This is a genomic window from Pseudomonas brassicacearum, from assembly GCF_918698105.1.
Taxonomy (GTDB): domain Bacteria; phylum Pseudomonadota; class Gammaproteobacteria; order Pseudomonadales; family Pseudomonadaceae; genus Aquipseudomonas; species Aquipseudomonas brassicacearum_F.
Map to the genome: position 1 here is coordinate 42,780 of NZ_CAKKMI010000022.1, position 24,314 is coordinate 67,093.

Here is a 24,314-nt window from a genome sequence, read left to right on the forward strand (position 1 = left end):
CTCATGAAAATGGCCATCGTCACGCGATGGCCAGCCGAAGGAGAAAGTGTCAGCGAGCCGCCTGGATAATCGCCATGTCGATGTCCTTGAAGCCCTTGATCGTGTTGGTCTGCGCGTTGCGAAACACCGTGTAGGAGGAAAACGCGGCCTGGTAGGACGCTAGCAGCCCAGGGTCAGAAGCATTCACTTTCAGCGCTTTAAGCGCTTCATCCAGTTTGACCTTGAGGTCCTGTGCGCCAACCTCGAACGCTGCGGCTTGCCTGCCAAGAAAATCGTCGGGAAATGTGATGGGTAAACCGATTTCAGCCATTGCTCACCTATTGTGTCTGTTTGGAAAAAAACCAAGACGAGGAGCCCGTCTTGACATAGCCCTGTGGGCCGGTTTGAAACGACTTGCCCTTGAGCGCGTCGTCCTTGAGCTCGACAGCGAAATGCACGTAGCGATCACCCCACTGCCGGTAAAAACGGTCGACATACTGGCGAGCGGCGGCCAGTTCGGAATCCTGCAAGTTGCCTTCGATAGCAAAAGTGACACCGTTCTCATGATCGACACGGTCGTAGGCCAATGACAGGCGTTGCAACCCGTTCTGCGCCAGATCGGCCAGCAGGTTGTCATCCTGCATCTGCACCAACACGTCACGGGCATAAGGCGCGGCGGCCAGCAGCACATCGAGCAGCTTGGCCTGCTTGGCGGGCGTGAGCAGGTTGCGTTGCGTGCTGAGCAGCAGGCGCGGCATCGACGGGTCCTTGAGGTCCAGGAAATGCCAGGCCAGTTGCGGATCATGGTTGACCAGCAACTGCTCCAGCCGGCGCCGCTCCTGGTCCTGCATCAGCACCTCGCTGTTCAGGCTGGCGTGACGCGTCAGTACCTGCCGGCTCCAACCGGCATCGCGCTCGGAAGACACGAAGACATAAACCGCATCATCACGACCGCGCAGCACCCGGACCGGCGCACTGGCGCCAGTGACCAGGGCCCGAATATCGGCTTCGGGAGCCGGCCCCGGCATCGAGCCTATGCTGATTACGACGATCAACGCCGCCAGCCCCACGGCACCGGCAATCCAGCGGGTCCAATGAACACGCCATCCGCTGTACTCAGCAACGTCGCACGACCTGTCGTGCGCGGGACCGAGGCACTCCGGCGTCCAGGATTGATCCGCGGTACGCAAGGCCACATGCAGCCCGCCGAGCTGCACCCTGGCCTGGAAGTCGCAATGACGCACCTCGACCGAATCGCCGAGCAAGCGCAACGGCACACCGTCCGGCGTGGCCTGGTCGACCAGCACCTCGAAATTGCAACCACCTTCCTCCAAGGGAACGAAAATGGCATCCGTCGGTACGCTGGCAGAACGCGCGCCGTCCCCCAACACCTCCACTGCCCCGACGACGAACAGGGTCGTGCCTTCGCCGAGCGGGAACTCACAGCCCCGCAACGGACCGTTGAGGATCCGCAGGACGCAGGGCTGTAGCGGTTGGGCTGTCGGGACTGTCACCGTCCAAACTCCAGGAAGATCAAATGAGCGGGTAGATTAGAAAAGCCAATCGCAGGATTCCTGATCCAATTCTGCCGATTGCGTCCTGCACACGATCAGAATCCTCGGCCGGCCCTTGTTCACGGCGCCGTCATTCCCGGGCCTCGATCAACACCTGGTAGCGCTGCCAGACTTTGCGCGCATAGCGCAGTCGCGCCGCTTGCCGATAGGGTGAATTACCGACGTTGTAGGCGCCGACCGCCGTCCAGTTGTAGCCATAGCGGGCGATAAAACCGGCCAGCACCGACGCGCCGACCTCCACCGACAGGCACGGCTCATCCAGTAGGCGCTGTTCGGTGATGCCCTCGACACCGAGGTGCGACAGATGAATGCTGTTGATCTGCATCAGTCCGATATCGCGAGTGCCGTTACGGTTGTGGTTGATTGCACCTGGCGTCATGCCGGATTCGACATCGGCAATCGCTTGCAGCAGCTCGGGCTCGATAGCGTGCAATTGCCCTGCCTTGCTCCAGCACCAAGCGTGCGCCTGGGCCATGCCAAACCCCAGGCCAAGACACACTGGCACGCATAACCAGGTTTTCCTGCGCCGCTTCATGCCAGGCGCCTCTCGCTGATCCAAGTCAGCTGTTCGTGAATGCGCTCCCGCAAGATCTGCGCCCGGACACAACCCGGGTCATGCTCCAGGCACTGGTCGATCACATGCGCCGCCTGCTCGTTACGCCGCCAGAACCAGTGATGCCACGCGTGAAAGTACAGCACGTCAGCCTGATCGGCCGACAACAGGCAGCGCCGGAACAACACCTGGGCCGCCTGCTCGCAGCCGCGCAAACTGGTGAGCAACGCCAGGCGCGTCAACGCCGGGATACTGCCGGGGTCCAGCGTCAGCGCATGGGAGACCGCTGAATGCGCCTCTTCGATGGCGTGTTCCGGGTCCCCCTGGCCCATCAGCACCTGTCCCAGCCAAACATCGGTCAAGCCACACCAGGGCGGCGCGTACCCGGCATCGAGTTTCACACACTGCCTGAACAACACGAGGGCATCGCGCAGGCTTTGCACCGTGTGCTGCTGCACACTGCACAAGCCATTGAGATAGGCTACCGCCACCGCATACGACCCACAGCGCTCACCGACCGGACGCAACTGGGGTATGTGCTGCGCAACCAGGCATGTCAACACGCCAAGCGCCTCCCCTGGATCAAAAGCATCCAGCGTCTGCCCATGCAGCAAAGACTGATCGCGACCTCGGATCAACTCGACCGACCAGTGTTGCAGCCCTCCCGCGCCGATGAAACGCCCACTCAAGTAATAATCCGCCGACATCCGCCCGACCAACGACTGCCCATCATCCACTTCGCCGCAGGCCGCAATCACCCCAGAGGGAATGACATGCAACGCCTCGCCGAACGCCGTGGTCAGTTGGCGAATCATCAGGTCCTGCAGATCCAGCGCCGCGATCTCGTCCAGATTGCGCAACGGCAGGACCGCCAACGAAGGCGCAACCATTCTGGCCTGGCTCGGCACATCGAGCTCGACCGCGGAACCGGTGAATCGATATCCCTGGCCGTAGACCGTCGCAATGTAGCCCTTGTTTTCCTTGAACAACTTGCGCAACGCGTAGATACAACGGGTCAACGACTCCTCCGCCGCATCCATCCGAGGCCAGACTTGATCCAGCAGATAATCCTTGCTCACGACCGTACCCGCCGACTTCAACAACAGGCGCAGCACGTGAAGCTCTTTGGGGGGAACATGAACGCCTTGTCCGTCTCGAATCAGCGTTCCATCGCTTTGCAATAGCCACTGGTCAAAAACGAATGACTTGACTGGGGTTTGATCAGTTGCACTGTCCATACTTTGAGACTTCTCTACAGAAAGTTACCGAAGCGCGATTGAGCCTGTGGAGCACACAGGCGAGGGATGGCGAGCTGCGTGACTATAGGAAGATGCGTGAGACGATTCCGTAGGGTGTTGAATATTATTGGCGTAGGAAACCTCAACCAAAACCGTAGGACTCATCCAATAACATCAAGATATAAAAAGTCACCACGCAAAGAAGAGTGAAAAAACACTGTAGCGAACTTAAAAAACCGCCTGCCCAACTGAATCGGAGGCCATCAAGGACCACCCTCTGTACACCTCAGCACCGAATCGAAAATATCCTGCACCCTCCTCCAGGCCGCCACCTCATCTTCGGACAGCTCAATACCGAAAGCGCTATTCACTTCCAGGACCAGCTCGACCAAACTCATGGAATCGATATACAGGTCCTCGACCAATCGCGAACCACCTCCAATGACTCGACCACCACGAGAATTACCCGCCACCAATGACGTGATGATCACCTGAATACTTTCCAGGTGATCAACTGGATTGTCTGACATTTTATTTTCCTATAAAAAATCTGGCAGGCGTGAAAAACTGCACGCCAAGCCAGATTAAAGAATCAGCGCTATTCCTTGACCTTAAAAATTCAACATCGCCTTTAACATATCCGCGTACTGATTCAAGTGCGCCGACAAGGTCTTATTGAAATTGTCATGATACGAATTGGCGTTCGAATATTTCTGCGTGTAAGACTGCAACATGTTTTTCATGCTTTCCTCCTGGGCATTGAAACCGCTTTGCCAGGCGTTGAATTTAGCCGTATCCCAGGTCACCGTGTCCTCGGGTGGCAAGCCTTTTTTCATCGTCTCGAGCGGGCTTGTATCAATGACGACGCACCAGGTGCCATCGGCGTTTTGCTTGAGGCACTGCGGGGGCAGGCCCAGCGCTTCACGCCACTTATCGGCCTCTTCCTTACTGGTTCCACCTTTATCCGGATCCGGAAAAAGAACAGAGGCATCGTTAGGATGGGTGTATTTGGCGATCAGTTCAGACAACGCGGCGCGCAGCGCCTTCACATCCAACTTGACCTCCTTGCCGTCATTCGCCCCCTCGATCCAATCCTTCATCATCGCAGTGATTTGCGCGTTGAAGTCGGTAAAGAAGGCCGTGTACGCCGCGATGACGCGTTCATAACCGGCGAGGTAGCCGTGTTTGATCAAGCTGATCAGTTCGAGGAGTTTTTCGAAGAAATCATCCGATGAGTTTATCGTCTCATCCAAAGCCTCGACGATCTCAAGGGGCGGGTCCTGTTCTGGATGTTCTTTGAGGAGGCGGAGGATCCTGTTTTGTTCATCATTGAGCTGCTGGAGCTGACCTTCATCCTGAAGCCCTGTGTCCTGGCCGCTGGCCATCACGGCACAGCACTGGCGCACCTGCAGGGCCCACTTATTCGCTCGGTCTTGTTTGGAGTGAATCTGTTCGACAAGCTCCGCGATAACGTGCTGCGCTGTATGCTCGACGTCCGTGCCTGACAGTGACTTGTCAATGATTGACGGGGCCTTGAGCAGATGGCCCAGGCTGCGATTCATTGCGTTCATGGACTTTTCGAGCAGATGCGTCAGGGGATTGACCGTTTGAATCTCGGCGGCCACGTCCGCAGGCGACTCTACTTCCTTGATAGCCTCGCCGTTCGACAGCAATACAAAAGGCGAATGAATAAATTGCCTGATTTCCATATACCTCTCTCCTTTACGCTGTCACGGCACGAATAACATCGCTGCGCGATTGAAGAAGCTGCATCACGGTGTCCATCATTTTTTGCAGCAGCGCTGCATCGGACGCGTCTTTCTGGCCGATCTCATCGGCCAGGCTCTTCTGGCTGTTTTGCGCACTCAGCATCAGTACTTCCTTTTCGCGTGCGGCGTGTTCGGTCATGCGCACAGCGTTCGCCACCACTTGGCTCATGCTCATGGACATGGCATTGAGCGCACGGCCGATTTCCAGTTTCTTTTCGATTCCCTTGTTGCCCATCTGGCTTAGCCAGTCGGAGGTCTGGCCGAACTTCTGGGCCTTGAGGATTTCTGCGTCGAACCAAGCCTGCTCCTGAGGCGTCAGCGCCGTGCCCTGGGGTTTGAAGTCAACTGTCGTCGAGCGCCCGAAATCATCGAGGGTGTTGATCTTGTAAGTGGTTTGCGGGTCCCATTCATCGCGGTAGCGATCCCGCTTGAGGTCGCGTTCCAGATTGCCGGCGTCCAAGGCGTTGCGTTTGTGCAGGTCGATGTCCGCATGTTTCAACTTCTGGCCCTGGAACGTCTTGACCATGGCGAACCCGGCGATGGCGCCGGACACCACGGCCCCGGTAATGGCGCTGTTCAGCGCCGCGCGGCCGGACTCGACGATGGCTGCGCCTTGGGATTTACTCGCCTCGGAAGCCATGACGCTAAAGTGTCCGCGCAGTTGTGCATTGGCGACCCGCGCGACGTTCAGGGCAATGATCGCAGCCACCAGCACGTTGGCGTGCTTCTCCCACGCCCCTGGGTCGAAAACCAGGTCGTTGCGCACTTCGTCGTTGACCATGGACAAGGCTTCATCGAAGTCTTCCCGGTCCGACTCAGTGGGCTGATAGGCGTTGATCCGGCTTTCCAGCTCCGAAGCCGAAGGGGCGCCGAAGTTGCCGTTCTGAAGTATTTGTTTTGCAGCGATCTGCTCCAGGCTCGACGTGTCCTCGAGCAGCTTGCGCTTTGAAAATGAATCCTGGTTGATTGACTCTCCCAGGCCTGCGTCATCGATCAGGTCGTGGTTCATGACAGGGGGTGTGACTAGGGTTGGAACGTGAATAGAAGTCATCGCAGATACCTGTTGTCCGTGATTTCAAACATGCCGAACCATTTGCAGGCTGACAGCATGGCTGCGTTGCATATCGGCAAATAATTGCTCGACCTGGCGGGTTCGCTCCTGCATCGCCTGGCCGTAGTTGTCGACCACCTGAGTCAGGTAGGCGCTGATCTCCTCGCCGATCGCCATGCGTACCCGCACATCGGCCAGGTGCTCGGCTGCCTGGGCCTGGTGCTGGCCGCTTTTGATTTGCAGCCCGCCCTGCACCGCGACATTGCCGAATTCGGCAACGGCCTGGGCGATCTCCAGGTTGGCGGCGTAACGCGCCAGCAGTACCGGATCGGCGCCGTTGGTGATGAACCCGCGTAACTGCGTGAGCATCTGGGTCAGCGTGTTGCCGACCGAGCTTGCCACTTGCTTCATCGCTTGCATCGCGGCGGGCGCGGCCTGGGCGACCACTGACGCCAGTTTCGAGGCGACGGCACTGACCATCGGCCCGATCACCTGCACCCCGACCACGGCCACCAGCGCGACGGCTGCCAGTGTCGAAACGATGCCTTGGATCATGCCGGCGATTTGCGCGACTTTCTTGGCCTTGTCTTCATCCACGCCCAGGTCGATCAATAGTTTGGTGTAGAGCTCGGTGAACAGCTTGATGGCTTCCTGCATGACGGTGGTCAGCGGCTTCATGACTTCGCCCATGAACGACACGCCGGTCTTGTCCTGGATCACCGAGTCGGCAACCGCCACCGCCGCGCCGACCACCCCCACGGCGATGAGTACCGGGTTGGCAGTCAAGACACCGGCGGCGATGGTGGCAATGGTCAAGATTGCCCCGATGATCTTGCCGATGCAGCCCATGGTCTTTTGCAGTGCCTCGGCCTTGCGGACTTCTTCCAGGTATTTTTCCGACTCGCGCTCCATGTGTTCCTGCAGCCTGGCTTGCAGTTCCTTGAAAAGCTCCTGGTTGAGCTCCTCTTTGTTCTGCGCTGAATCACCCAGCAGTTCGATGATTTTCAAACGGTTCAATAACGCCAACGCGCTGCTGTTGAGGGCCTTTTCATCGATTTGCTTGTCCGTAGCAAGGCGCTGGACGCTGGACCCCGTTACCTGCGCCAATACCGTGTTCACGGTTTTGGCGCAGGTATTGGCAACCTCGATCAACTTCAGATGAGCATCGGTCGCCACCTTGAGGGCTTGGGTATGGCTCGCCACTTCGCTTTTGAGTTGGTCACGACGGGCCAGCTCCTGAGCGTATTCGGGCGATTCGGGGTCCAGCTGCGCCAGCCGTGCCTCGCTTTCATCCAGCAATCCCTGGAAATGCAAGACCCGCTCACGCAATTGTTCGAGGTGTTCCTGGCTGCTGCCGACATCGCCTTCGGCTACGGCCATGGCTTCGACGGCCGCGGTGTATTCAGCCGACAGGTTCTCAAGGGCCTGCCGCTTGGCGCCGGCCATGCTCTGCAGCATCGCCAGGCGGTTTGTCAGCTTCTTGACGTCGACCTCGCCGATCAGCTCACTGATCATCGCCATCAACAACGTGAACAGATCACCGTCGGTTTCCTGCTTGTTGCCATCGGCGCGCGGCGGTGGCGCAAGCAGCAACGGTCGGCCGGCGCTGGCGACGGATGAACCCTCTTGGCTTTCGTATTTCACTGACATCAGGTCGGCCAGCGCTTTCTGCCCGGCTTCCTGGAAATCCACGGTCCTGGCGGCCTTGCTGGCAGCCGCACCGTATTTCTCAAAAGCCTCGCTGCGACTCATGCCCCCCTCCAATCCGGGGCTTGGGGTATTTCTGATTTCACTCATGTTCAGTCCTCCGAACATTGCTGTTCCATGTGGGCCAGGGTGTCGAGATACACCTTGGCCTGCACGCGCAGATCGTCTTCCGTGGCTTGCTCAAGCACGTATTCGAAACACAACCGGGCCTTGCCGACCTTGCCCAGGGCCAAATGACACTGGCCGGTGTACAGCATCGGCCGATAGTCGTTCTTGCCCTGGGCAAAGGCGATCGCGTACAGATCGATTGCTTTTTGGTGGTTTTGCTTGAGTTGGTGCACCGCAGCCAGTCCCATCCAGTAATGGCTGTTGTAGAAGTCGTAGATGCACAGGAAGTGAAAGAACTTCTCGGCATCGTCCAATCGCCCCTGTTCATAGAACTGGAAAGCGAAGGCATAGAGACTGTCCATGTGCTCGTCACTGAGGCCTTGCACGTCTTTCAACGCCGCACCACCGAGCACTGCATCGACGACGTCCAGAGCCACCTGCTCGTCTTGTTTGTTATCGCGACTCATCAGCCACACTCCTGAAAAAACGTCAGCGTCGCTGACCGATGCATTGAGCCAAAACGCCGGCAGGCACGCTGCCAAATTGCGCTCATGCGAGGGGATTGATCTGTGGGAGCAAGGCTTGCCCGCGATGCAGGCGCCCCGCTTCCCCGCAGACCGCATCGTCTTTATCGCGGGCAAGCCTTGCTCCCACAGAGACCCTTCTCGCCACAAGGGTTGGGGTTGGGCCTCACGCCTGCTCGACCTGCTCGAGCCAGATCAGCAACCGCAACACTTCCTCGATTTCCTGCACCTGGAGAAAGCTGTAGCGTTGGTGGGTCCTGAAAATGCGGCGGGCCAGGGCGATGTCGTTGATCACCGGCACACCCACTTCCTTGGCGTACGCTCGAACCGCCAGCGCACGCTGGTTGGTTTCCATCAAGGAGATAAACGGCAGCAGCGTGATCTCCGGGCGGAAATACACGCCGATGGCAATGTGGGTGGGATTGGCGATGATCATGCGCGAGCTGCGCACATCGGATTTGACCTGCTCCGACAACAGCTCCATGTGCAAGTCGCGGCGGCGCCCCTTGATCTGCGGGTTACCGTCCTGCTCCTTGTGTTCACGCTTGACCGAATCCTTGTCCATCATCTGGTCTTTCATGAACAACCAGTATTCGCTGAGGGCATCGAGCACGACGATCAGCAGGACGCAGGCGAGGAACGCCAGCACCAGCACCAGCAACAAATGCCCCCAGATCGCGAACAACGCCGGTGCCTGGACGAACAGTTGGGCAAACAGCAATTGCCGCTGGGTGATCCAGACAATCCACAGCGCCATGGCGAAACTGCCCAGGTACAACAGCGCCTTGAACGTGTCCTTGACGGTGCGCAGGCTGAACAGTTTCTTGAAGCCATTGACCGGGTTCAGTGCCCCCAGATTCAGTTTCAACGCTTCACTGGCCAAGACAAAACCGCTTTGCAGCAAGGCCGGCAACGCACTGGTCAGCGCACACACCAGCAGCAATGGCAGCAACGCCTTGAGGCCAACCAGCACCAGCATCGCCGAGTAGGCTTGCAGTTGGGCGTCGAAATCGCTGGCGATGATGCGCCGGTAGACCTCCATGATCTCGCTCAGCGAGCTGTTGAAGACCATGTAGGTGATGCCGCACAGGGTCAGGCAGGTGATGATCAGGTCCTTGGCCTTGAACGTCTGCCCTTTGCGCGCGGCATCCCTGAGGCGCTTGGCGGTGGGTTTTTCAGTCTTCGAGGCGCTGGATGACATCACCGTCCTCCCCGCCGCGCAGATACTGCGCCGCCCCGTCGGACGTCCTGCCCATGCGCAGGACTTCGTCCGGCAGGTGCACGCCGAAGTACAGCATCAAGACCACCAACGCCACCAGGCTCTTGACCGTCAGCGACACCGAGAAAGCGTTCATCTGCGGCGCATACCGCGAGAGCAACCCAAGCAATACCTCGCTGACCAACAAGGTCGCCACCACCGGCGCACTGATGACCAGCGTCTTGCTCACCAGCGCATCGAGCAATGAATAGAGAGCGGGCAGGTGCAACTCACAACTGCCTGCCGGCGGGCAAAGGCGATAACTGTGGCCGACGGTTTCGAGCATCAACAACATGCCGCCACCTTCGAGATAAACCGCCGCGGCAAACAACTGGAGAAAATTCGCCAGCTCCGAGGTGTCGACACCGTTGGCCGGGTCCACCGTGCTGCTGAGCATGGCCCCGCGCTGGTTGTCGATCAGGTTGCCCATGGCATGCAACACCCAGAACGGCCAGCCCAGCAGCACGCCCAGCAGCACGCCGATAGCCGCCTCACGCAGCATCAGGCCGAGAAACGCCAGGCTGTCGAGCGCTGGCATGGGCATGCCGACGTAGCGCCAGAAGCCCAGCGCCACCAGCACAATCACGGCCTGACGCGCGGCACCGGTCAGCACACCGCCATTGAGAAACGGCAACATGAAAAAAATCGGCGCCAGGCGCGCCACGCCCAGGACTGCGGCGGCGAACCAGGCATGCAGCTCGAAGAACAACGTCACCGACATCGGCCTAACTCAACGCCAGGCGAATGACTTCACGACTGAAATCCAGCAAGGTTTCGCCGTACCAACCCGAAAGCAGGAACAGGCACGCCGCCACCGCCAACAGCTTGAAGCCAAACGGCAGCGTCTGTTCCTGCAACTGCGTCACGGTCTGGATCAACCCGACCACCAGGCCGACCACCGTGGCGACGATGATCGGCCAGGCCACCATCAGCAGGATCAGGTACAGGGTTTTGTTGCCGGCATAGACCAGATCGTTCATCGGTGCGCCTAGGCCAACAAGGTCAGGTATTGCCTGACCAGCCCGGTCGACAGCAACGCCCAGCCGTCCAGTGCGACAAACAGCACCAGCTTGATCGGCACGGAAATGATCACCGGGCTCATCATCATCATGCCCAGCGCCAGCAGGATGCTGGAGATCACCAGGTCGACGATCACAAAGGGCAGGTACAGATAGAAGCCGATCTTGAAGGCACTTTTGTTTTCACTCAGCGCATAGGCCGGCAGCAGCGAAAACAGTGAGGCCTCGACCTCTTCATCGGCAGGCAGGCCCGTGTCGGTTTCAGCCTGGAGCGCTTGGGCCCGCTCGAAAAACTGCGCCAGCTCCGGATCGGTGTACTTGCGCAGATAATCCTTGTAGCCGCCCAAGCCGTTCTCGGCGAAATCCACCACCGACGCGATGTCGGTAAAGGCCACCGCCTCGCGCTTGTAGTAGTCATGGCCCTGCTTCATGACCGGCGTCATGACGAAAATCGCCAGCATCAGCGCAATCGCGTTGAGCGCCATGTTTGACGGCACCTGCTGCAAACCCAACGCGTTGCGCACGATGACGAAGACGATGGAGAACTTGAGGTAGCAGGTGCCCGCCGCCACCAGGAACGGCAGCAGCGAAGCGAACGCCAGCAGGGCGATCAGCGAAACATCATTCATCGTCGCAGGCCCGATAGACCTTGAGCAGTTCGACGCCCAACTGCCCATCCAACTGCACCAGTTCCCCCTGGGCCACTGGCTGGCCGTTGGCGCGCACCTCGATGCGCCGTGCGGCATCTTCGGCCAACGGGATCAGTTGTCCCTCGATGATGCGCGACAGCGTTGCCAAATCGGTTTCGTGGGCAGCGAGCAGGAACTCCAGGCGCACCGCCAGCGCGCCCAGGTCGATAGCCGTGCCGGCTTCTGGCGAGTTATCTGGATGGGTATCGGTCACGGTCGGTTGCATGTGTAGACCCTCTTGGGTAAAGGTAAAAGTGCCGAGGCAACGGTCGGCCAGACAACACCGCTGAATGGGCTGGACGATGCGCAGGACATCGCCCTCGACCAGGCGCCTGCGGCTGGCAAGACTCAGGTGGCTGACGCCGAGCAGCAGTTCCAGGCGCAACGGCAGTCCACCCAGCCACGAGTCGACGCCCAAGCGCTCGCTGGCAACGGATACCGGCGGCAATTGCAGCAACCACACGCGCCCCCGCGGGGTTTGCAGCCATGGCAGGTCCTGGACAGGCAATCGCGCCGGGGCGACGTATTCGATCTCGGACAGCGTCCGGTAATGCAGCTCGTCCACCTCCAGCAGCAAGGGGCGCGGCGCGGCGCGGAACAATTCGATGACATTCGTCGACGACGCTTGCACCGTCAGCCAGGATTGCAACTGTGCAAACGCGCGATGCAGCCAGTCATGGGCCGCGATCAGCCCTTGCCAGTCGCCGCCGTCACCCCGGGCGCAAAACCGCAAATAGCCGGAACACTCTGGCACCCGGCCCAAACCCGCATCGCGCCCGGCACGCCGCCAGCGTTGAATCGCCTGGGTCTGGGCCTGCGCCAGGGGGGCGACCCGACGTAACTGCAAAGCGCTCATGCCGGACGCTCGCCCTGTTCGTCCTGCTCCTCATCCGGCGCCTGACGCGAACCCTGGCGCGACTGCTCACCGCCACTGTCATTCAATCGCCAGGCCGGCTCCCGAGCCAGCTCGAAAGGCGCCTTGAGTTGCTCGAACACCTGGGCATTGCTTGGGCTGAGCGTGAGAGTCGGTTCCTCAGGTAGCCGACTGATCGTGATCTGTCCGCTGGCAGCCCCTCGACTGAACGGGACTTGCAGAAGGCCCCGGCCCGCCTCCGGCAACGCCTCGATCATGACCTCAAGCGCTGGTGGCAAAGCGGGTGAAGGCATGGCCGCAGGTGCAACCGATGGCCCATGGCGCGGGCCTTGAACACTTAACGGCGCTTGGGGCAGCTGTTCGTCGATACGGGGGGCCGACCGTGCCCGGTGAACAATGACAGGGTCGAGAGGCAGCGGCTCGATCGACACCCCACCCCTCGGCGCAGTGGTTTTATCGATGGCAGCAGCAACTGACTCCAGGTGTTGCGGCAACGGACGTTGCGTAGGCTCGCTGAACAACCGCCCTGTCTGTGGAACGTCCCTCGCCTCCCGGCCCGTCAAACGCCTGCCATCGGGTTCAACCACCGCCGTTTCCCGGACAATCGGCCGCGCTTCATCGCGATCGAGCACCCGCGTTTCCTCCCCCACGCTCATCGCCTGCCCCGCCAGTACACGGGCGGTTTCCACCGGCCGCCGCTGCTGCCGAACCAGCGCAACCACAAGGTCCAGCACGCCTTGTGGCAGTTCATCCTCTTGTACCGGGACGAGGTGCTCTTGCAGCTCATCCAGCACCTCTTCATCGACCGGCTCCAGGGCGTGGACCGGACGGGTTGGCGGCACACCGACCTCTTTCATCGCCGAACTCCAATCAGCTCTTCCAGCTCTCGCTCTTCGCGGCGCACCGCCTCAAGCCGTTGTTCACGCAACAGCTGTTGGACGGAGCACTCATACTTGTCATGTTTGCGTTGCAACCCACGCAGCTGTTCGCGCTGCACCTGCAACTGCTGCTCGACCTGCCGGCGCTGCTCATCCACACGATCACGCTCGACGCGCAGCAGATCGATGCGCCGACGGATCACCGCCTGGGTTCGCAACAAGGCCAGCAATTGCCCGTGATTCAGCACGCAGTCATTGGCCCGATGGCTGCTCAACAAGCGTTGCAGCGCAGCTTCCTGTTCCTCGAAACCGGACTGTTCCTGCAACAGCGGCTGCAATTGGCGCTGGACACGCAACAGCGCCTGCTCGCCGCGCTGCCGACGAAACTGACTGAAGGCCAGCAGGCGCCGTCGATCAAGCAATGATTTCATGCAGGCTCCGCAAGGTTTCATCCGGTTCGCTACGTTGATCCGTCGGCTGGCGCAACCATTGGCTGAGGGCATCGCGACGATGCAGCGCGTGGTCATTGGCCGCGTCCACGCCTGGGCTGTACTCGCCCATGTCAAGAAACACCTGCAGTTGCTCCAGGCGCGCCAGGGCGTCCCGGGTCGCGGCCGCCAGTTGCCGGACCTGTGGCGAAGTGACCTGCGTCGCCACCCGGCTGACGCTGCGCAAGACATCAATGGCCGGGTAGTGCCCCTTGGCGGCCAGGGCCCGACTGAGGTAGACGTGGCCGTCGAGAATGGAACGAATCTCCTCGGCGATCGGATCCGGCTCGTCGTCACTTTCCAGCAGCACTGTGTACCAGGCCGTGATGCTCCCCGACGCCGTCACGCCGGGACGTTCCAGCAAGCGCGGCAAAGCGTCGAATACCGAGGCCGGATAACCACGCCGCGCCGGTGCTTCACCGGCGGCCAAGGCCAGGTCGCGGCGAGCACGGGCGTAGCGGGTCAACGAGTCCAGCAACAACACCACGCGCCGACCCTGGTCGCGAAAGTACTCGGCGATGGTGGTGGCCTGCAGCGCCGAGTTGCAGCGATCCACCGAGGAAAAATCCGAAGTGGCGTACACCACCACGCAACGGTTGCACATGGGCGATTGGCGCAAATGCTCGATGAACTCGGTCACTTCACGCCCGCGTTCGCCAATCAGGCCAATGACAAAAACCTCCGCGTCCGTATGTTCGATCAGCATGTTGATCAAGGTGGTTTTACCCGAGCCGGCGGCGGCAAAAATGCCGATGCGCTGGCCGACGCCACAGGTCAGCAAGCCGTCGATGACACGAATGCCGGTTTGCAACGGCTCCGTCACCGGCCGTCGCTGCTGGTACGACGGCGGGGCCGCATCCACCGGACAGTCCCGCTGGGCGCTCGATGTCGACGGCGCCAGGCGCTCGACGATAACGCCCTGGGGATCGACCACGCTGCCGAGCAAGGCGTCACTGCAGGTCAGTTGCAAGGTCGAGCCGGTGGGCACGATCATCGATTCCCGGGACAAGCCTTTCGCCTCGCCCAGCAAACTGAGCAGCACCGCGCCGGGCGTGAAGCCGATGACCTGCGCCCTGGCGGCGACCTCGGGTGAACGCCAATGTCGACGCACCTCACAGATTTCGCCCACCACCACCTCGCTCAGTGCGGCTTCGATCAAGGGGCCGCTCAAACGCAGGGGGTGGGCCGCCAGCCGTTCCAGACGCAGGCTCATCGAGGCAGGATATCCAGCAGCGTTTCGGTGACCAGTACCAAGGTGTCCAGCATGGGCAGCTCTCCTCAAAGCGTCTTGATGACATTGACCGAGACGGTCTCGGAGACTTCGCCGAACGACATCACGTCCAGCTCGCGGAAACGTCCCTCGATCAGTTTCTTGATGTAGCGCCGCACGTCGACCGAACACAGCAGCACCATGTCCTTGTGGGCAACGTGCACGCTGTCCAGGCCGACACTGAGGCGGTCCATCAGCTCTTCCGACTCGGCCGGTTCCAAGTTGAGAAAACTGCCGCCCGAGGTTTGCCGGATGCCCCGGCGCACCACGTCTTCGAACTCCGCCGACAACAGCAGCACACGCAGGTCGTTGCCTTGGGCAAACTTGTTGCTGATGTAGCGGGCCATCGCACCGCGGACGTGCTCGACCAGCGCCAGCACATCCTTTTCCCGGGAGGCCCAATGGGCCAGCGACTCGAGGATGAGCTTCATGTTGCGCACGGAGATGCGCTCGCCGATCAAGCGCTGCAGCACCTCGGCGATCTTCTGCACCGTGACGTGGCGATACACTTCCTTGAGCAGGTCCGGGTAGCGCACCTCCATTTCGTCGAGCAACTGCTTGGTTTCCTGCACGCCGAAAAACTCCTGGATGTTGCGCGCCAGCAGCGTGACCAGGCAGCGATAGCATTCTTCGTCGGCAGGCCGCAGGTGATAACCCAGCTGCTGCACCCGTTCCCGGTCAGCGGCAGTGACCCAGACGCCACCGAGGCGATTGCTGTCGTTACCGCGCACCAGGGCAAAACCCAACGGCTCCAGCTCCGGCGAATAATCCAGTAGGCGCCAGTGATCGAAATGAATATCGAACTGCTCGGCGCGCACTTCATTGATCAGCACCGCCACTTGATGAACCGGCAGCGCATCGCTGCCCCGCAGCCGCGGTTCGGGAATCCGCAGCCCGTAATCGACGAAGAACTGGCTGCGAAAGCGCGCCGCCCACCGCGCCTTCTCCAGCACTTGCAAGCGCACCGTGGGCACCAGCAGCATCAGGGCGATGGTTTCGGTCGCCAGGTTGTCGACGTCATCGAGCAATCCAGACTCGCCCGGCCCCGCACCAGGCTCGAGGGGTTCGCCGCGGCTTTCGCCCGGGCTGGCCTGGCGCAGGGACTTGCGATGGCGCACATACACCACCAGCCCCAGCACACTGGCAATCGAGAGGAAGGTCAACAGCGGAAAACCGGGCAACATGCCCACGCCCACCGCCAGCAATGCGGTGACACCGAGCACGAACGGATTGCCCAGCATCTGGGTGAGCATGTTGCGGCCCAGGTTGCTGTCATCGCCGTTGACCCGGGTGACGATGAAGCCGGCACCGATGGCGATCAGCAGCGCGGGGATCTGCGCGACCAGGCCATCGCCAATGGTCAACAAGGTGTAGGTGGACAAGGCCGTGGACATGTCCATGCCCAGTTGCCCGACGCCGATGGCCATGCCGCCGATGAAGTTGACGAAGATAATGATGATGCCGGCGATGGCATCGCCCTTGATGAATTTCATCGCGCCGTCGAAAGAGCCGTACAACTGGCTTTCACGCTCCAGCACGCTGCGTTTTTCACGGGCCTGGGCGGCATCGATGGCGCCGGCCTTGAGGTCGCCGTCGATGCTCATCTGCTTGCCGGGCATGCCGTCCAGGGAGAAGCGCGCCGCCACTTCGGCGACCCGTTCCGAACCTTTGGTGATCACGATGAACTGGACAATGGTGACGATGGAAAAAATCACGAAGCCCACCACCAGGCTTTCGCCGATCACAAAGTCACCGAACGATGCGATGATCTCGCCGGCATCGGCCTGGCTGAGAATCAGCCGGCTGGTGCTGATCGACAGCGCCAGGCGGAACAAGGTCGTCAACAGCAGCAGCGCCGGGAACGTCGAATAGCTGAGGATGCGTTCGATGTAGAACGAGCCCATGAACACCAGCAACGAGATGACGATGTTCAGGCCGATGAGAAAATCCACCAGCACCGTCGGCAAGGGGATGATCAGCATGGCGATGATCATCACCATCAAGGTGAGGATCAGCAGCTCCGGGCGCGCGCCGACATTGCGCAAGAACACATTGAGCATTCAGGCCTGGCTCCGGGACAAGATCATGGGCAGCCACCGAGCAAACGCTGTTCGATGCATTCGTGGGCATAGGCGACGTCGGCCAGGCGAGCGAACTGGAGGGCCAGGCGTTGTGGCGCCTCTTCGTCGGCAAACAGCGGCGTCGGCAATTGCAGGCTGAGCCGACGCACGGCCTGCAACACCGTCGAACGCTCCCGGTGGGCACTGAGCAGCACACCCTCCCCCAACGCCCCGAGCAACAACTGGTCGAGGTCATCGGGGTAGGCCAACACACCGAACATAAACACCAGCCAATCGGCCTCGTGGGGGTTGTGCCGACAAAGCAGGGCATCGCCGAGCACGGCGCCGATAAACAGCGCATCGGCCGAGCGCAGACGCTTGAGGTCGGTGACCCGGGTCAACAGTTGGCCGAACTCGATGCGCGAGCAACTGGGGTCCTGGGCGCTGATGTCGGTGAGCAACGCGGCTTCGATGAAGGCCAGCACATTCGTGCGCTGTGCCGGGCCGTACAGGGCAATCCAATCCTGGTAGCAATTGAGCGGGCCTTCGTCGGACTCGAGGAAATCGCGGTAGGTCTCGCGCAGCAGGCCGGCCCGCACGGCCATGCTCCTGCCGAACATCCTGGCCTTGAGCGCCGCGTTGATCCCGGCGTTCATGCGCCTGGGCGAGCCTTGGGCAACCACCGTCTGCAACAGCGTTTCGAGCCGTTGGCGGGTGCGGGTTTCCAGGTTGCGGCGGCGCAACAACGCCCGCAGCACCAGCGCCAGGTCACTGTCATCGGGGAACAGGCTGCGCGCCATCTGCAGCAACCAGGCCACGGGCTTGTCGGCCAGCCGCGCCAGGCTCAACACCTGCCGCGCCTTGGGCACGGTGTCATCCTCGAGCACGCGTTCGAAGGTGTCGGTCAGTGTCTCGGACTTGAGTTCGAACAAGCGTCGGCCACGGAACTGCGTCAGCGCCGCCGACAGTTCGTCGCTGATCTGCACGATGCGCTGCGCCACCGCTGCCGTTGCGCCGTCGTCCGGCGCCGCCTCGGCGTCGACTTGCGGCTGTGGATGCTCGGCGGCCTTCTCGGCGTTCAGCCGCGCCTGGGCGGCCCGACCACCCAGGGAAACCGGGGGCAGGATCATTGCTCTGACATCCGGAAGTACATTCGACGCACGCGTTCGTGCTGCTCGGGGGTCAGCAATGGCATGCCCGACTCCACGGGCTCAAGCGCGTCGCGGATCTCCTTGGGCTGGATCAGGAACACCCGCACCGTGTTGGCCGAGCGGCCCTGGCGATAGCTGAACAAACGGCCGATCCACGGAATCGATCCCAACACCGGCACACGGCCGATCTGCTCGCCGTGATCATCACGGGTGAAGCCACCCACCAGCAGGCTCTTGCCCTGGGGCACTCGCGCCACCGTGCTGATGCGCGTGCGTCCGACCGTCGGCAACGCACTCTGTTGCTCACCGCGGCCGGGGTTCTCGACTTCGTTGCCGTCCTCGATATTGAGCGACATCTCGATCTCGTCCGCCTGGGCGAAACGCGGCAGCACGCTCACCAGCGTGCCGTAGGTGATGTGTTGCAGATCGACGCTGCGCTCCCCCACCAGCGGGGCGTAGAACGTGCGGTTGTTGTCGAAGATTGCCGGCACGTTTTCCTGCGTCAGGATTACCGGGCGCGAGACCACGTTTGCACGATGGGTCCGCTCCAGCGCCATGACCTGGGTCACAAACGAGGCGCCGTCGAGGGTGGTGGCCGAACCGGCGTTGAGCGAAGCGCTGAATTGCCCGCCGGACTTCACGTTGCCCTGCCAGTTGATGCCCAACTGATTGAGTTCGTCCTTGTGCAGATCGATGATCCACAACGACAACTCGACATGGCGTTTCGGCGTGTCCAGGGCATTGACCAGGTTCTCGATAAAGCGCACCTGCTCGGGCAGCCCCTTGACCAGCAAGCTGTTGGTGTCCGGGTAGGCCACCACCCGAATGTTGCCGGCGGCCACCTCGCGCGCAATGATGCGTGGTGCCGTCGGATCCTGATCCGAGGAGGCTCCCGCCAGGCCTTCCAGGGGAAACACCGGCATCGACCCTCGCGGCCGCTGCCCGGGGACTTGCGCCACCGACGGCTCGACCTGTTGCGTCTCGCCACGCAGCAAGTCCTCGATCACAGTGGCGAGCCCGGGGATGGTCACCTTGTCGTCGCGCAGTTCATAGCGGCGGTCGCTGACGAAGGTGTTGCGCACATGGATGACGCCAATCTGCTGCTTGCCCAGCAACAGCTCCGAACGCTGGTTGTCCATCAGCCCGGCCGCTTGCACCACCAGGTCGACATACATCGGCGGGCCCGACACATGGAATGTCCGCAACCCGTCGTGATGCAGGGGATAACGTGCGTCGTGCAAGCCCGAACGCCCAAGGAAGTCCTGCAGCTTGGCGACCGTCAGCGTCTGCAGCGACATCATCGCGCTTTTGATTTCCGAGGCGTCGTACAGATAGATCGCCTGGCCATCGCTGTACCAGATCAACCCCATCTGCGTGCTGACTCGCTCGAACGTGCGTTGCGGTATGCGCAGATCGAACGTACCGCCAATGCGCTTGGCCGCCGCGACCTTGCTGACGATGACCGGCTTGCCCAATGACCCGGACAGTTCGCTGAAAAAGGTCCGCGCGCTCTGTTCGCGGGCCTCGAAAGTATAGACATCGGCTCCAACGGCAAAGGATGCGAGCAGCATCACAGCGCTAAGGCAGACGGTTGAAAGGGCTGGGTGCAACGATCGACGGCTCATCGACTCACTTGCCTGGAAGGTAGGTGATGTCCGCCAGGCTGCTGGGTGCGAAACCCACCAGCTCGCGGATTTCCTTGGAAAAATGTGACGAGGAGGCAAAGCCGAACTCCAGCGCGACATCGGTCAGCGAGCCGTCCTGAAGACTCATGTTCAACAGCGCCTGGGCCGTGCGCCAGCCACGCAAGGCCGGCTTGGCCGCACAGCCCAGGGCCTGCCGACAAAGCCTGCGAAAATGCGAAACCGATACGCCGTAGCGCTGCGCCAGCGTGTTCAGTTTTTCGCTGTGGGTGCCTTGCTCCAGCAAGAAACGCACGAGCCCGTAGCTCTCGTGATGACGCAGCAGGTGGGCGACCGCATGATAGGCCGGGGTATCGCTCATCGCTTGGCCGATGTACCAGCGTTCGAGCCGCTCCGGGGAACCGACGATTTCTCCTGCCACCGGCAACAAGGCCCACGGCGCAACGTCCGCCCTTTGCCCGGCTTCAGCGAAGGCATGGCTCATATCGAAAAAAGCCTGCAGCTTCACCAGCGGCGCCGCGCAAACCGGTCGTGCGTGCAACTCGCCGCCACTGGACTGCAGCGAATCGCTCAGCACCATCAGCCCTTCCCAACCGATCGGCAGGCAGTGACTGAGTCCAGCGCGTGCAGTGCTCAGTTGAACCGGGCTTTGGCCGACCCGCAGGTGCAGCACGCGTTCGCTTAGATCAGGTAATGCCGTGGAGCGAATTGAATGGTCTTGCACACCCGCCTCCTTTACTGCGTGCCATTGAAAGGATCGACAGGATGAAAGACACGAGGCCTGGAATCTTGATGGAAAGCTGATGAGGGCAGGCTGGCATATGCCTTGCACCCTGTCTGTTCATCGGTGCTCAGGCCAATGGCGGAATGAGTGCCACACTGTTTCAAAGGACACGGTTTCAAGAGCCAACGGCGTCGTCCTCCAGCCTGCTCTGGCAGTGGCTCGGGCACGGCGCTTTTTTATGCGCAAAGGTGAAGCACGATGAATGAAGTTCCAGCCACCCCCCTGGCCTGGGTCAACGGCAGCGATGCCCCGGAAAAGAGCGCGGTCAACCTCGGGTTCATGGCCTTGAGCGACTGCGCCCCGGTGGTCGTGGCTGCTACCCAGGGCTTCGCCCAACCCTACGGCCTGACCCTGAACCTCAAGCGCCAGGCCTCCTGGGCCAACCTGCGCGACAAGCTGGTCAGCGGTGAAATCGATGCCGCCCACAGCCTGTATGGGCTGATCTACGCGGTGCACCTGGGCATCGGCGGGGTCGCGGCGAGCGACATGGCCGTGCTGATGGGGCTGAACCAGAACGGCCAGAGCATCAACCTGTCCCACGGCTTGCAGGCCCAGGGCGTGACCAGTCCTGAGGCACTGGAACGGCACGTGCACCAAACTCGCCCGAAACTGACCTTCGCCCAGACTTTCCCCACCGGCACCCACGCCATGTGGCTTTATTACTGGCTCGCCGCCCAGGGCATCCACCCGTTGTCGGATGTCGACAGCGTGGTCGTGCCTCCGCCGCAAATGATCGCGCACCTGCAAGCCGGGCGTATCGACGGGTTTTGCGTCGGCGAGCCCTGGTGCGCCAGCGCGGTGAAGCAGAACCTCGGGTTTACCCTGGCGACTACCCAGACCATCTGGCCCGACCATCCGGAAAAAGTCCTGGGTTGCACCCGCGCGTTCGTCGAGCAATACCCCAATACCGCCCGGGCCCTGGTGATGGCGATCCTCGAAGCCAGCCGCTTCATCGAACAAAGCAACGAAAACCGTCGCAGCACCGCTCAACTGTTGGCTGCGCCTGAATACCTCGACGCCCCGCTGGACTGCATCGAGCCGCGCCTGCTGGGGATTTATGCCGACGGCTTGGGCAACAGTTGGCAGGATCCCCACGCCATGCGCTTTCATGGCAACGGCGAGGTGAACCTGCCGTACCTGTCCGACGGCATGTGGTTCATGACCCAGTTCCGCCGCTGGGGCCTGTTGCGCGAAGACCCGGATTACCTGGCCGTGGCCCGGGACGTCCAGCAACTCAAGCTGTACCGCGAAGCCTGCGCGGCACTGGACATCGCGTCCCCGCGCCAGGACATGCGCAGCAGCCAACTGATCGACGGCATCACCTGGGACGGCTCGGATCCGGCCGGGTACGCCCGCAGCTTCAAACTGCACGCCTTGAGCGATGCGGCTCCCCTTCACGCCAGCCGCTGACAGGAGCCACGACCATGCTGCGTATCCTGCTGATCAACGACACCGCGAAAAAAGTCGGCCGCCTCAAGGCGGCCCTGATTGAAGCCGGGTTCGAAGTCATCGACGAATCCGGCCTGACCATCGACCTGCCGGCGCGCGTCGAAACGGTGCGTCCGGACGTGATCCTGATCGATACCGAGTCACCCGGGCGCGATGTGATGGAGCAAGTGGTGCTGGTCAGTCGCGACCAGCCACGACCGATCGTCATGTTTACCGACGAGCACGACCCCAATGTGATGCGCCAGGCGATCAAGTCGGGCGTCAGCGCCTACATCGTCGAAGGTATCCACGCGGCGCGCCTGCAACCGATCCTCGACGTGGCCATGGCCCGCTTCGAAAGCGACCAGGCCCTGCGCGCCCAGCTCCTGGCCCGGGACCAGCAACTGGCCGAACGCAAGCGCATCGAACTGGCCAAGGGCATGCTGATGAAGATGAAGGAATGCAACGAGGAACAGGCCTACACCCTGATGCGCCGCCAGGCCATGAGCCGCCAGCAGAAGCTGATCCAGGTGGCGGAGCAGATCATTGCCATGAATGAGCTGCTGGGCTGAAAGCCCTGTAGCGCCTGCCTTGCCCCCATCGCGAGCAGGCTCGCTCCCACATGGGGTCCCGGGGTGGACTTCATATTTGTGGAGACCACAAATCAACTGTGGGAGCGAGCTTGCTCGCGATTGCGATCTAACGTCCAACATCGATATCGACTGACCCGCCCCCATCGCGAGCAAGCTCGCTCCCACATGGGGCTCGGGGATGGACTTCATATTTGTGAACACCCCAAGTCACCTGTGGGAGCGAACCTGCTCGCGATAGCCACCCTTGTTGGCACAGATCTCGCTTAAGCAACCCCACAGGTAACCAACGGCGGTTGCCCCACCTACGACAAAGACGTCGCACACCCTCCTTGCCTCTCTGGCGATCCGGGTTGCGGCGTTTTTTTGTTTTGGCCCTTCGGGACCGGTGGTGCGACCACAGGCGGCGCACTGCTCAAAGCACTGACTCATTTCTCGAGACTTTTACAGCTGAGGTGCGCGATGAATTCAAGCTTCTGGAAATCCGGCCATACCCCGACCCTGTTCGCGGCCTTCCTCTACTTCGACCTGAGCTTCATGGTCTGGTACCTGCTCGGTCCCCTGGCGGTACAGATCTCTGCCGACCTGCACCTGACCACCCAGCAACGCGGGCTGATGGTGGCGACGCCGATCCTGGCTGGCGCCGTGCTGCGCTTGTTCATGGGGCTGCTGGCCGACCGGATCTCGCCCAAAACCGCCGGCATGGTGGGCCAGGTGATCGTGATCGGTGCGCTGTTCTGCGCCTGGAAGCTGGGCATCCACAGCTATGAACAAGCGTTGCTGCTGGGCCTGTTCCTGGGCGTGGCCGGCGCTTCGTTCGCCGTGGCCCTGCCGCTGGCGTCCCAGTGGTATCCGCCACAGCACCAGGGCAAGGCCATGGGCATTGCCGGTGCCGGTAACTCGGGCACCGTGCTGGCTGCGCTGATCGCACCGGTCATGGCCGTGGCCTTCGGCTGGACCAACGTGTTCGGCTTCGCGCTGATCCCCCTGGTGCTGACCCTGGTGCTCTTCGCCTGGCTGGCCAAGAACGCCCCCGAGCGGCCAAAAGCCAAATCCATGGCCGACTACCTCAAGGCCCTGGGCGACCGCGACAGCTGGTGGTTCATGTTCTTCTACAGCGTGACCTTCGGCGGCTTCATCGGCCTGGCCAGCGCCCTGCCCGGCTACTTCAACGACCAATATGGCCTGAGCCCGGTCACCGCCGGCTACTACACCGCCGCCTGCGTCTTCGGTGGCAGCCTGATGCGGCCATTGGGCGGCGCCCTGGCGGACCGTTTCGGCGGCATCCGCACCTTGCTGGGCATGTACACCGTGGCGGCCGTCTGCATCGCCGCCGTGGGCTTCAACCTGCCGAGCTCCTACGCGGCCCTGGCCCTGTTCGTTTGCACCATGCTCGGTTTGGGTGCGGGCAACGGCGCGGTGTTCCAACTGGTGCCACAACGCTTCCGTCGCGAGATCGGCGTGATGACCGGGCTGATCGGCATGGCCGGCGGCATCGGCGGCTTCGCCTTGGCAGCGGGCATGGGCGCGATCAAGCAGAGCACCGGCAGCTATCAACTGGCGCTGTGGTTGTTCGCCAGCCTCGGTGTCCTGGCCTGGTTCGGCCTGCACGGCGTCAAGCGTCGCTGGAGAACCACGTGGGGTTCGGCCGCTGTCACCGCTGCTCGGGTATAAGCTGC

Annotated in this window: 24 protein-coding genes; 3 read left to right on the top strand and 21 right to left on the bottom strand. The window is 61.4% G+C overall.

Annotated features, from left to right (window positions below):
• Positions 1 to 49: 49 nt before the first annotated feature.
• The 21 genes from sctF to LQ215_RS11285 all read right to left on the bottom strand — a co-directional run bounded on the left by sctF (position 50) and on the right by LQ215_RS11285 (position 20,557).
• Positions 50 to 310 carry a type III secretion system needle filament subunit SctF gene (gene sctF / locus LQ215_RS11185; RefSeq protein ID WP_230149708.1) on the bottom strand — a complete coding sequence of 87 codons (261 nt, stop codon included), beginning with the start codon at positions 308 to 310 and terminating at the stop codon, positions 50 to 52.
• Between the two features lie 7 nt (positions 311 to 317).
• Complete coding sequence (locus tag LQ215_RS11190) at positions 318 to 1,493, bottom strand: PrgH/EprH family type III secretion apparatus protein (RefSeq protein WP_230149709.1); 1,176 nt, start codon at positions 1,491 to 1,493, stop codon at positions 318 to 320.
• Positions 1,494 to 1,623: 130 nt separating this feature from the next.
• Positions 1,624 to 2,088, bottom strand: coding sequence for a transglycosylase SLT domain-containing protein (locus tag LQ215_RS11195; RefSeq protein ID WP_290369103.1), 465 nt, complete (start codon positions 2,086 to 2,088; stop codon positions 1,624 to 1,626).
• The gene (locus LQ215_RS11200; protein ID WP_290369104.1) at positions 2,085 to 3,344 is read right to left on the bottom strand and encodes a winged helix-turn-helix domain-containing protein; all 1,260 of its coding nucleotides are present in this window, start codon (positions 3,342 to 3,344) and stop codon (positions 2,085 to 2,087) included. The genes LQ215_RS11195 and LQ215_RS11200 overlap by 4 nt, the downstream gene beginning before the upstream one ends.
• A gap of 263 nt (positions 3,345 to 3,607) precedes the next feature.
• Positions 3,608 to 3,874, bottom strand: coding sequence for a phosphopantetheine-binding protein (locus LQ215_RS11205; RefSeq protein ID WP_230149714.1), 267 nt, complete (start codon positions 3,872 to 3,874; stop codon positions 3,608 to 3,610).
• A gap of 81 nt (positions 3,875 to 3,955) precedes the next feature.
• Positions 3,956 to 5,053 (bottom strand): IpaD/SipD/SspD family type III secretion system needle tip protein, encoded by a 1,098-nt coding sequence (locus LQ215_RS11210; protein WP_230149716.1) that lies wholly within the window; start codon positions 5,051 to 5,053, stop codon positions 3,956 to 3,958.
• Positions 5,054 to 5,066: 13 nt separating this feature from the next.
• Positions 5,067 to 6,164 (bottom strand): cell invasion protein, encoded by a 1,098-nt coding sequence (locus tag LQ215_RS11215; RefSeq protein WP_230149718.1) that lies wholly within the window; start codon positions 6,162 to 6,164, stop codon positions 5,067 to 5,069.
• Positions 6,165 to 6,188: 24 nt separating this feature from the next.
• Positions 6,189 to 7,961 carry a type III secretion system translocon subunit SctE gene (gene sctE / locus LQ215_RS11220; RefSeq protein WP_230149720.1) on the bottom strand — a complete coding sequence of 591 codons (1,773 nt, stop codon included), beginning with the start codon at positions 7,959 to 7,961 and terminating at the stop codon, positions 6,189 to 6,191.
• 2 nt (positions 7,962 to 7,963) lie between these two features.
• On the bottom strand, positions 7,964 to 8,446 hold the full coding sequence (gene sicA / locus LQ215_RS11225) for a type III secretion system translocator chaperone SicA (protein ID WP_230149722.1): 483 nt from the start codon (positions 8,444 to 8,446) through the stop codon (positions 7,964 to 7,966).
• Positions 8,447 to 8,669: 223 nt separating this feature from the next.
• Positions 8,670 to 9,704: an EscU/YscU/HrcU family type III secretion system export apparatus switch protein gene (locus tag LQ215_RS11230; protein ID WP_230149724.1), complete on the bottom strand. Its 1,035-nt coding sequence runs from the start codon at positions 9,702 to 9,704 to the stop codon at positions 8,670 to 8,672.
• Positions 9,679 to 10,482 (bottom strand): type III secretion system export apparatus subunit SctT, encoded by an 804-nt coding sequence (gene sctT / locus LQ215_RS11235; RefSeq protein ID WP_230149726.1) that lies wholly within the window; start codon positions 10,480 to 10,482, stop codon positions 9,679 to 9,681. Before sctT ends, LQ215_RS11230 begins: the two co-directional genes overlap by 26 nt.
• Positions 10,483 to 10,486: 4 nt before the next feature.
• Positions 10,487 to 10,741 (bottom strand): EscS/YscS/HrcS family type III secretion system export apparatus protein, encoded by a 255-nt coding sequence (locus LQ215_RS11240; protein ID WP_014337351.1) that lies wholly within the window; start codon positions 10,739 to 10,741, stop codon positions 10,487 to 10,489.
• Positions 10,742 to 10,749: 8 nt separating this feature from the next.
• On the bottom strand, positions 10,750 to 11,409 hold the full coding sequence (locus LQ215_RS11245; protein ID WP_230149728.1) for an EscR/YscR/HrcR family type III secretion system export apparatus protein: 660 nt from the start codon (positions 11,407 to 11,409) through the stop codon (positions 10,750 to 10,752).
• A complete protein-coding gene (locus tag LQ215_RS11250) occupies positions 11,402 to 12,325 on the bottom strand; it encodes a FliM/FliN family flagellar motor switch protein (RefSeq protein ID WP_230149730.1) in 924 nt (307 codons plus the stop codon). Before LQ215_RS11250 ends, LQ215_RS11245 begins: the two co-directional genes overlap by 8 nt.
• Positions 12,322 to 13,200 (bottom strand): SpaN/EivJ family type III secretion system needle length determinant, encoded by an 879-nt coding sequence (locus LQ215_RS11255; protein WP_230149732.1) that lies wholly within the window; start codon positions 13,198 to 13,200, stop codon positions 12,322 to 12,324. Before LQ215_RS11255 ends, LQ215_RS11250 begins: the two co-directional genes overlap by 4 nt.
• On the bottom strand, positions 13,197 to 13,652 hold the full coding sequence (locus tag LQ215_RS11260; protein WP_230149733.1) for a type III secretion protein: 456 nt from the start codon (positions 13,650 to 13,652) through the stop codon (positions 13,197 to 13,199). The genes LQ215_RS11255 and LQ215_RS11260 overlap by 4 nt, the downstream gene beginning before the upstream one ends.
• Entirely contained in the window at positions 13,636 to 14,922 is a 1,287-nt protein-coding gene (gene sctN / locus LQ215_RS11265) for a type III secretion system ATPase SctN (RefSeq protein WP_230149735.1), read from the bottom strand. The genes LQ215_RS11260 and sctN overlap by 17 nt, the downstream gene beginning before the upstream one ends.
• 65 nt (positions 14,923 to 14,987) lie before the next feature.
• A complete protein-coding gene (locus LQ215_RS11270) occupies positions 14,988 to 17,039 on the bottom strand; it encodes an EscV/YscV/HrcV family type III secretion system export apparatus protein (protein WP_230149742.1) in 2,052 nt (683 codons plus the stop codon).
• A gap of 23 nt (positions 17,040 to 17,062) precedes the next feature.
• A complete protein-coding gene (gene sctW / locus LQ215_RS11275; RefSeq protein WP_230149744.1) occupies positions 17,063 to 18,169 on the bottom strand; it encodes a type III secretion system gatekeeper subunit SctW in 1,107 nt (368 codons plus the stop codon).
• The gene (sctC, locus tag LQ215_RS11280) at positions 18,166 to 19,761 is read right to left on the bottom strand and encodes a type III secretion system outer membrane ring subunit SctC (RefSeq protein ID WP_230149746.1); all 1,596 of its coding nucleotides are present in this window, start codon (positions 19,759 to 19,761) and stop codon (positions 18,166 to 18,168) included. Before sctC ends, sctW begins: the two co-directional genes overlap by 4 nt.
• Before the next feature lie 58 nt (positions 19,762 to 19,819).
• Entirely contained in the window at positions 19,820 to 20,557 is a 738-nt protein-coding gene (locus tag LQ215_RS11285; protein ID WP_230149748.1) for a helix-turn-helix domain-containing protein, read from the bottom strand.
• 258 nt (positions 20,558 to 20,815) lie between these two features.
• On the opposite strand from LQ215_RS11285, the gene LQ215_RS11290 reads away from it, so the two are divergent.
• From LQ215_RS11290 to LQ215_RS11300, 3 genes are all read left to right on the top strand, one after another.
• Positions 20,816 to 22,027, top strand: coding sequence for a CmpA/NrtA family ABC transporter substrate-binding protein (locus LQ215_RS11290; RefSeq protein ID WP_230149749.1), 1,212 nt, complete (start codon positions 20,816 to 20,818; stop codon positions 22,025 to 22,027).
• 14 nt (positions 22,028 to 22,041) lie between these two features.
• A complete protein-coding gene (locus LQ215_RS11295) occupies positions 22,042 to 22,617 on the top strand; it encodes an ANTAR domain-containing response regulator (RefSeq protein ID WP_003199539.1) in 576 nt (191 codons plus the stop codon).
• Positions 22,618 to 23,097: 480 nt separating this feature from the next.
• On the top strand, positions 23,098 to 24,309 hold the full coding sequence (locus LQ215_RS11300; protein WP_025212688.1) for a nitrate/nitrite transporter: 1,212 nt from the start codon (positions 23,098 to 23,100) through the stop codon (positions 24,307 to 24,309).
• Positions 24,310 to 24,314 lie beyond the last annotated feature (5 nt).

What these genes read in the sequence shown, in the direction of transcription:
- sctE (WP_230149720.1), bottom strand. Translation starts at nt 7,961, where the DNA reads ATGAGTGAAATCAGAAATACCCCAAGCCCCGGATTGGAGGGGGGCATG.
- LQ215_RS11260 (WP_230149733.1), bottom strand. Translation starts at nt 13,652, where the DNA reads ATGAAATCATTGCTTGATCGACGGCGCCTGCTGGCCTTCAGTCAGTTT.
- LQ215_RS11255 (WP_230149732.1), bottom strand. Translation starts at nt 13,200, where the DNA reads ATGAAAGAGGTCGGTGTGCCGCCAACCCGTCCGGTCCACGCCCTGGAG.
- sctN (WP_230149735.1), bottom strand. Translation starts at nt 14,922, where the DNA reads ATGAGCCTGCGTCTGGAACGGCTGGCGGCCCACCCCCTGCGTTTGAGC.
- sctF (WP_230149708.1), bottom strand. Translation starts at nt 310, where the DNA reads ATGGCTGAAATCGGTTTACCCATCACATTTCCCGACGATTTTCTTGGC.
- LQ215_RS11290 (WP_230149749.1), top strand. Translation starts at nt 20,816, where the DNA reads ATGAATGAAGTTCCAGCCACCCCCCTGGCCTGGGTCAACGGCAGCGAT.
- LQ215_RS11300 (WP_025212688.1), top strand. Translation starts at nt 23,098, where the DNA reads ATGAATTCAAGCTTCTGGAAATCCGGCCATACCCCGACCCTGTTCGCG.
- sctW (WP_230149744.1), bottom strand. Translation starts at nt 18,169, where the DNA reads ATGATCCTGCCCCCGGTTTCCCTGGGTGGTCGGGCCGCCCAGGCGCGG.
- sctC (WP_230149746.1), bottom strand. Translation starts at nt 19,761, where the DNA reads ATGCTGCTCGCATCCTTTGCCGTTGGAGCCGATGTCTATACTTTCGAG.
- LQ215_RS11270 (WP_230149742.1), bottom strand. Translation starts at nt 17,039, where the DNA reads ATGCTCAATGTGTTCTTGCGCAATGTCGGCGCGCGCCCGGAGCTGCTG.
- LQ215_RS11230 (WP_230149724.1), bottom strand. Translation starts at nt 9,704, where the DNA reads ATGTCATCCAGCGCCTCGAAGACTGAAAAACCCACCGCCAAGCGCCTC.
- LQ215_RS11205 (WP_230149714.1), bottom strand. Translation starts at nt 3,874, where the DNA reads ATGTCAGACAATCCAGTTGATCACCTGGAAAGTATTCAGGTGATCATC.
- LQ215_RS11245 (WP_230149728.1), bottom strand. Translation starts at nt 11,409, where the DNA reads ATGAATGATGTTTCGCTGATCGCCCTGCTGGCGTTCGCTTCGCTGCTG.
- LQ215_RS11215 (WP_230149718.1), bottom strand. Translation starts at nt 6,164, where the DNA reads ATGACTTCTATTCACGTTCCAACCCTAGTCACACCCCCTGTCATGAAC.
- sicA (WP_230149722.1), bottom strand. Translation starts at nt 8,446, where the DNA reads ATGAGTCGCGATAACAAACAAGACGAGCAGGTGGCTCTGGACGTCGTC.
- LQ215_RS11200 (WP_290369104.1), bottom strand. Translation starts at nt 3,344, where the DNA reads ATGGACAGTGCAACTGATCAAACCCCAGTCAAGTCATTCGTTTTTGAC.
- LQ215_RS11240 (WP_014337351.1), bottom strand. Translation starts at nt 10,741, where the DNA reads ATGAACGATCTGGTCTATGCCGGCAACAAAACCCTGTACCTGATCCTG.
- LQ215_RS11250 (WP_230149730.1), bottom strand. Translation starts at nt 12,325, where the DNA reads ATGAGCGCTTTGCAGTTACGTCGGGTCGCCCCCCTGGCGCAGGCCCAG.
- LQ215_RS11210 (WP_230149716.1), bottom strand. Translation starts at nt 5,053, where the DNA reads ATGGAAATCAGGCAATTTATTCATTCGCCTTTTGTATTGCTGTCGAAC.
- sctT (WP_230149726.1), bottom strand. Translation starts at nt 10,482, where the DNA reads ATGTCGGTGACGTTGTTCTTCGAGCTGCATGCCTGGTTCGCCGCCGCA.
- LQ215_RS11195 (WP_290369103.1), bottom strand. Translation starts at nt 2,088, where the DNA reads ATGAAGCGGCGCAGGAAAACCTGGTTATGCGTGCCAGTGTGTCTTGGC.
- LQ215_RS11295 (WP_003199539.1), top strand. Translation starts at nt 22,042, where the DNA reads ATGCTGCGTATCCTGCTGATCAACGACACCGCGAAAAAAGTCGGCCGC.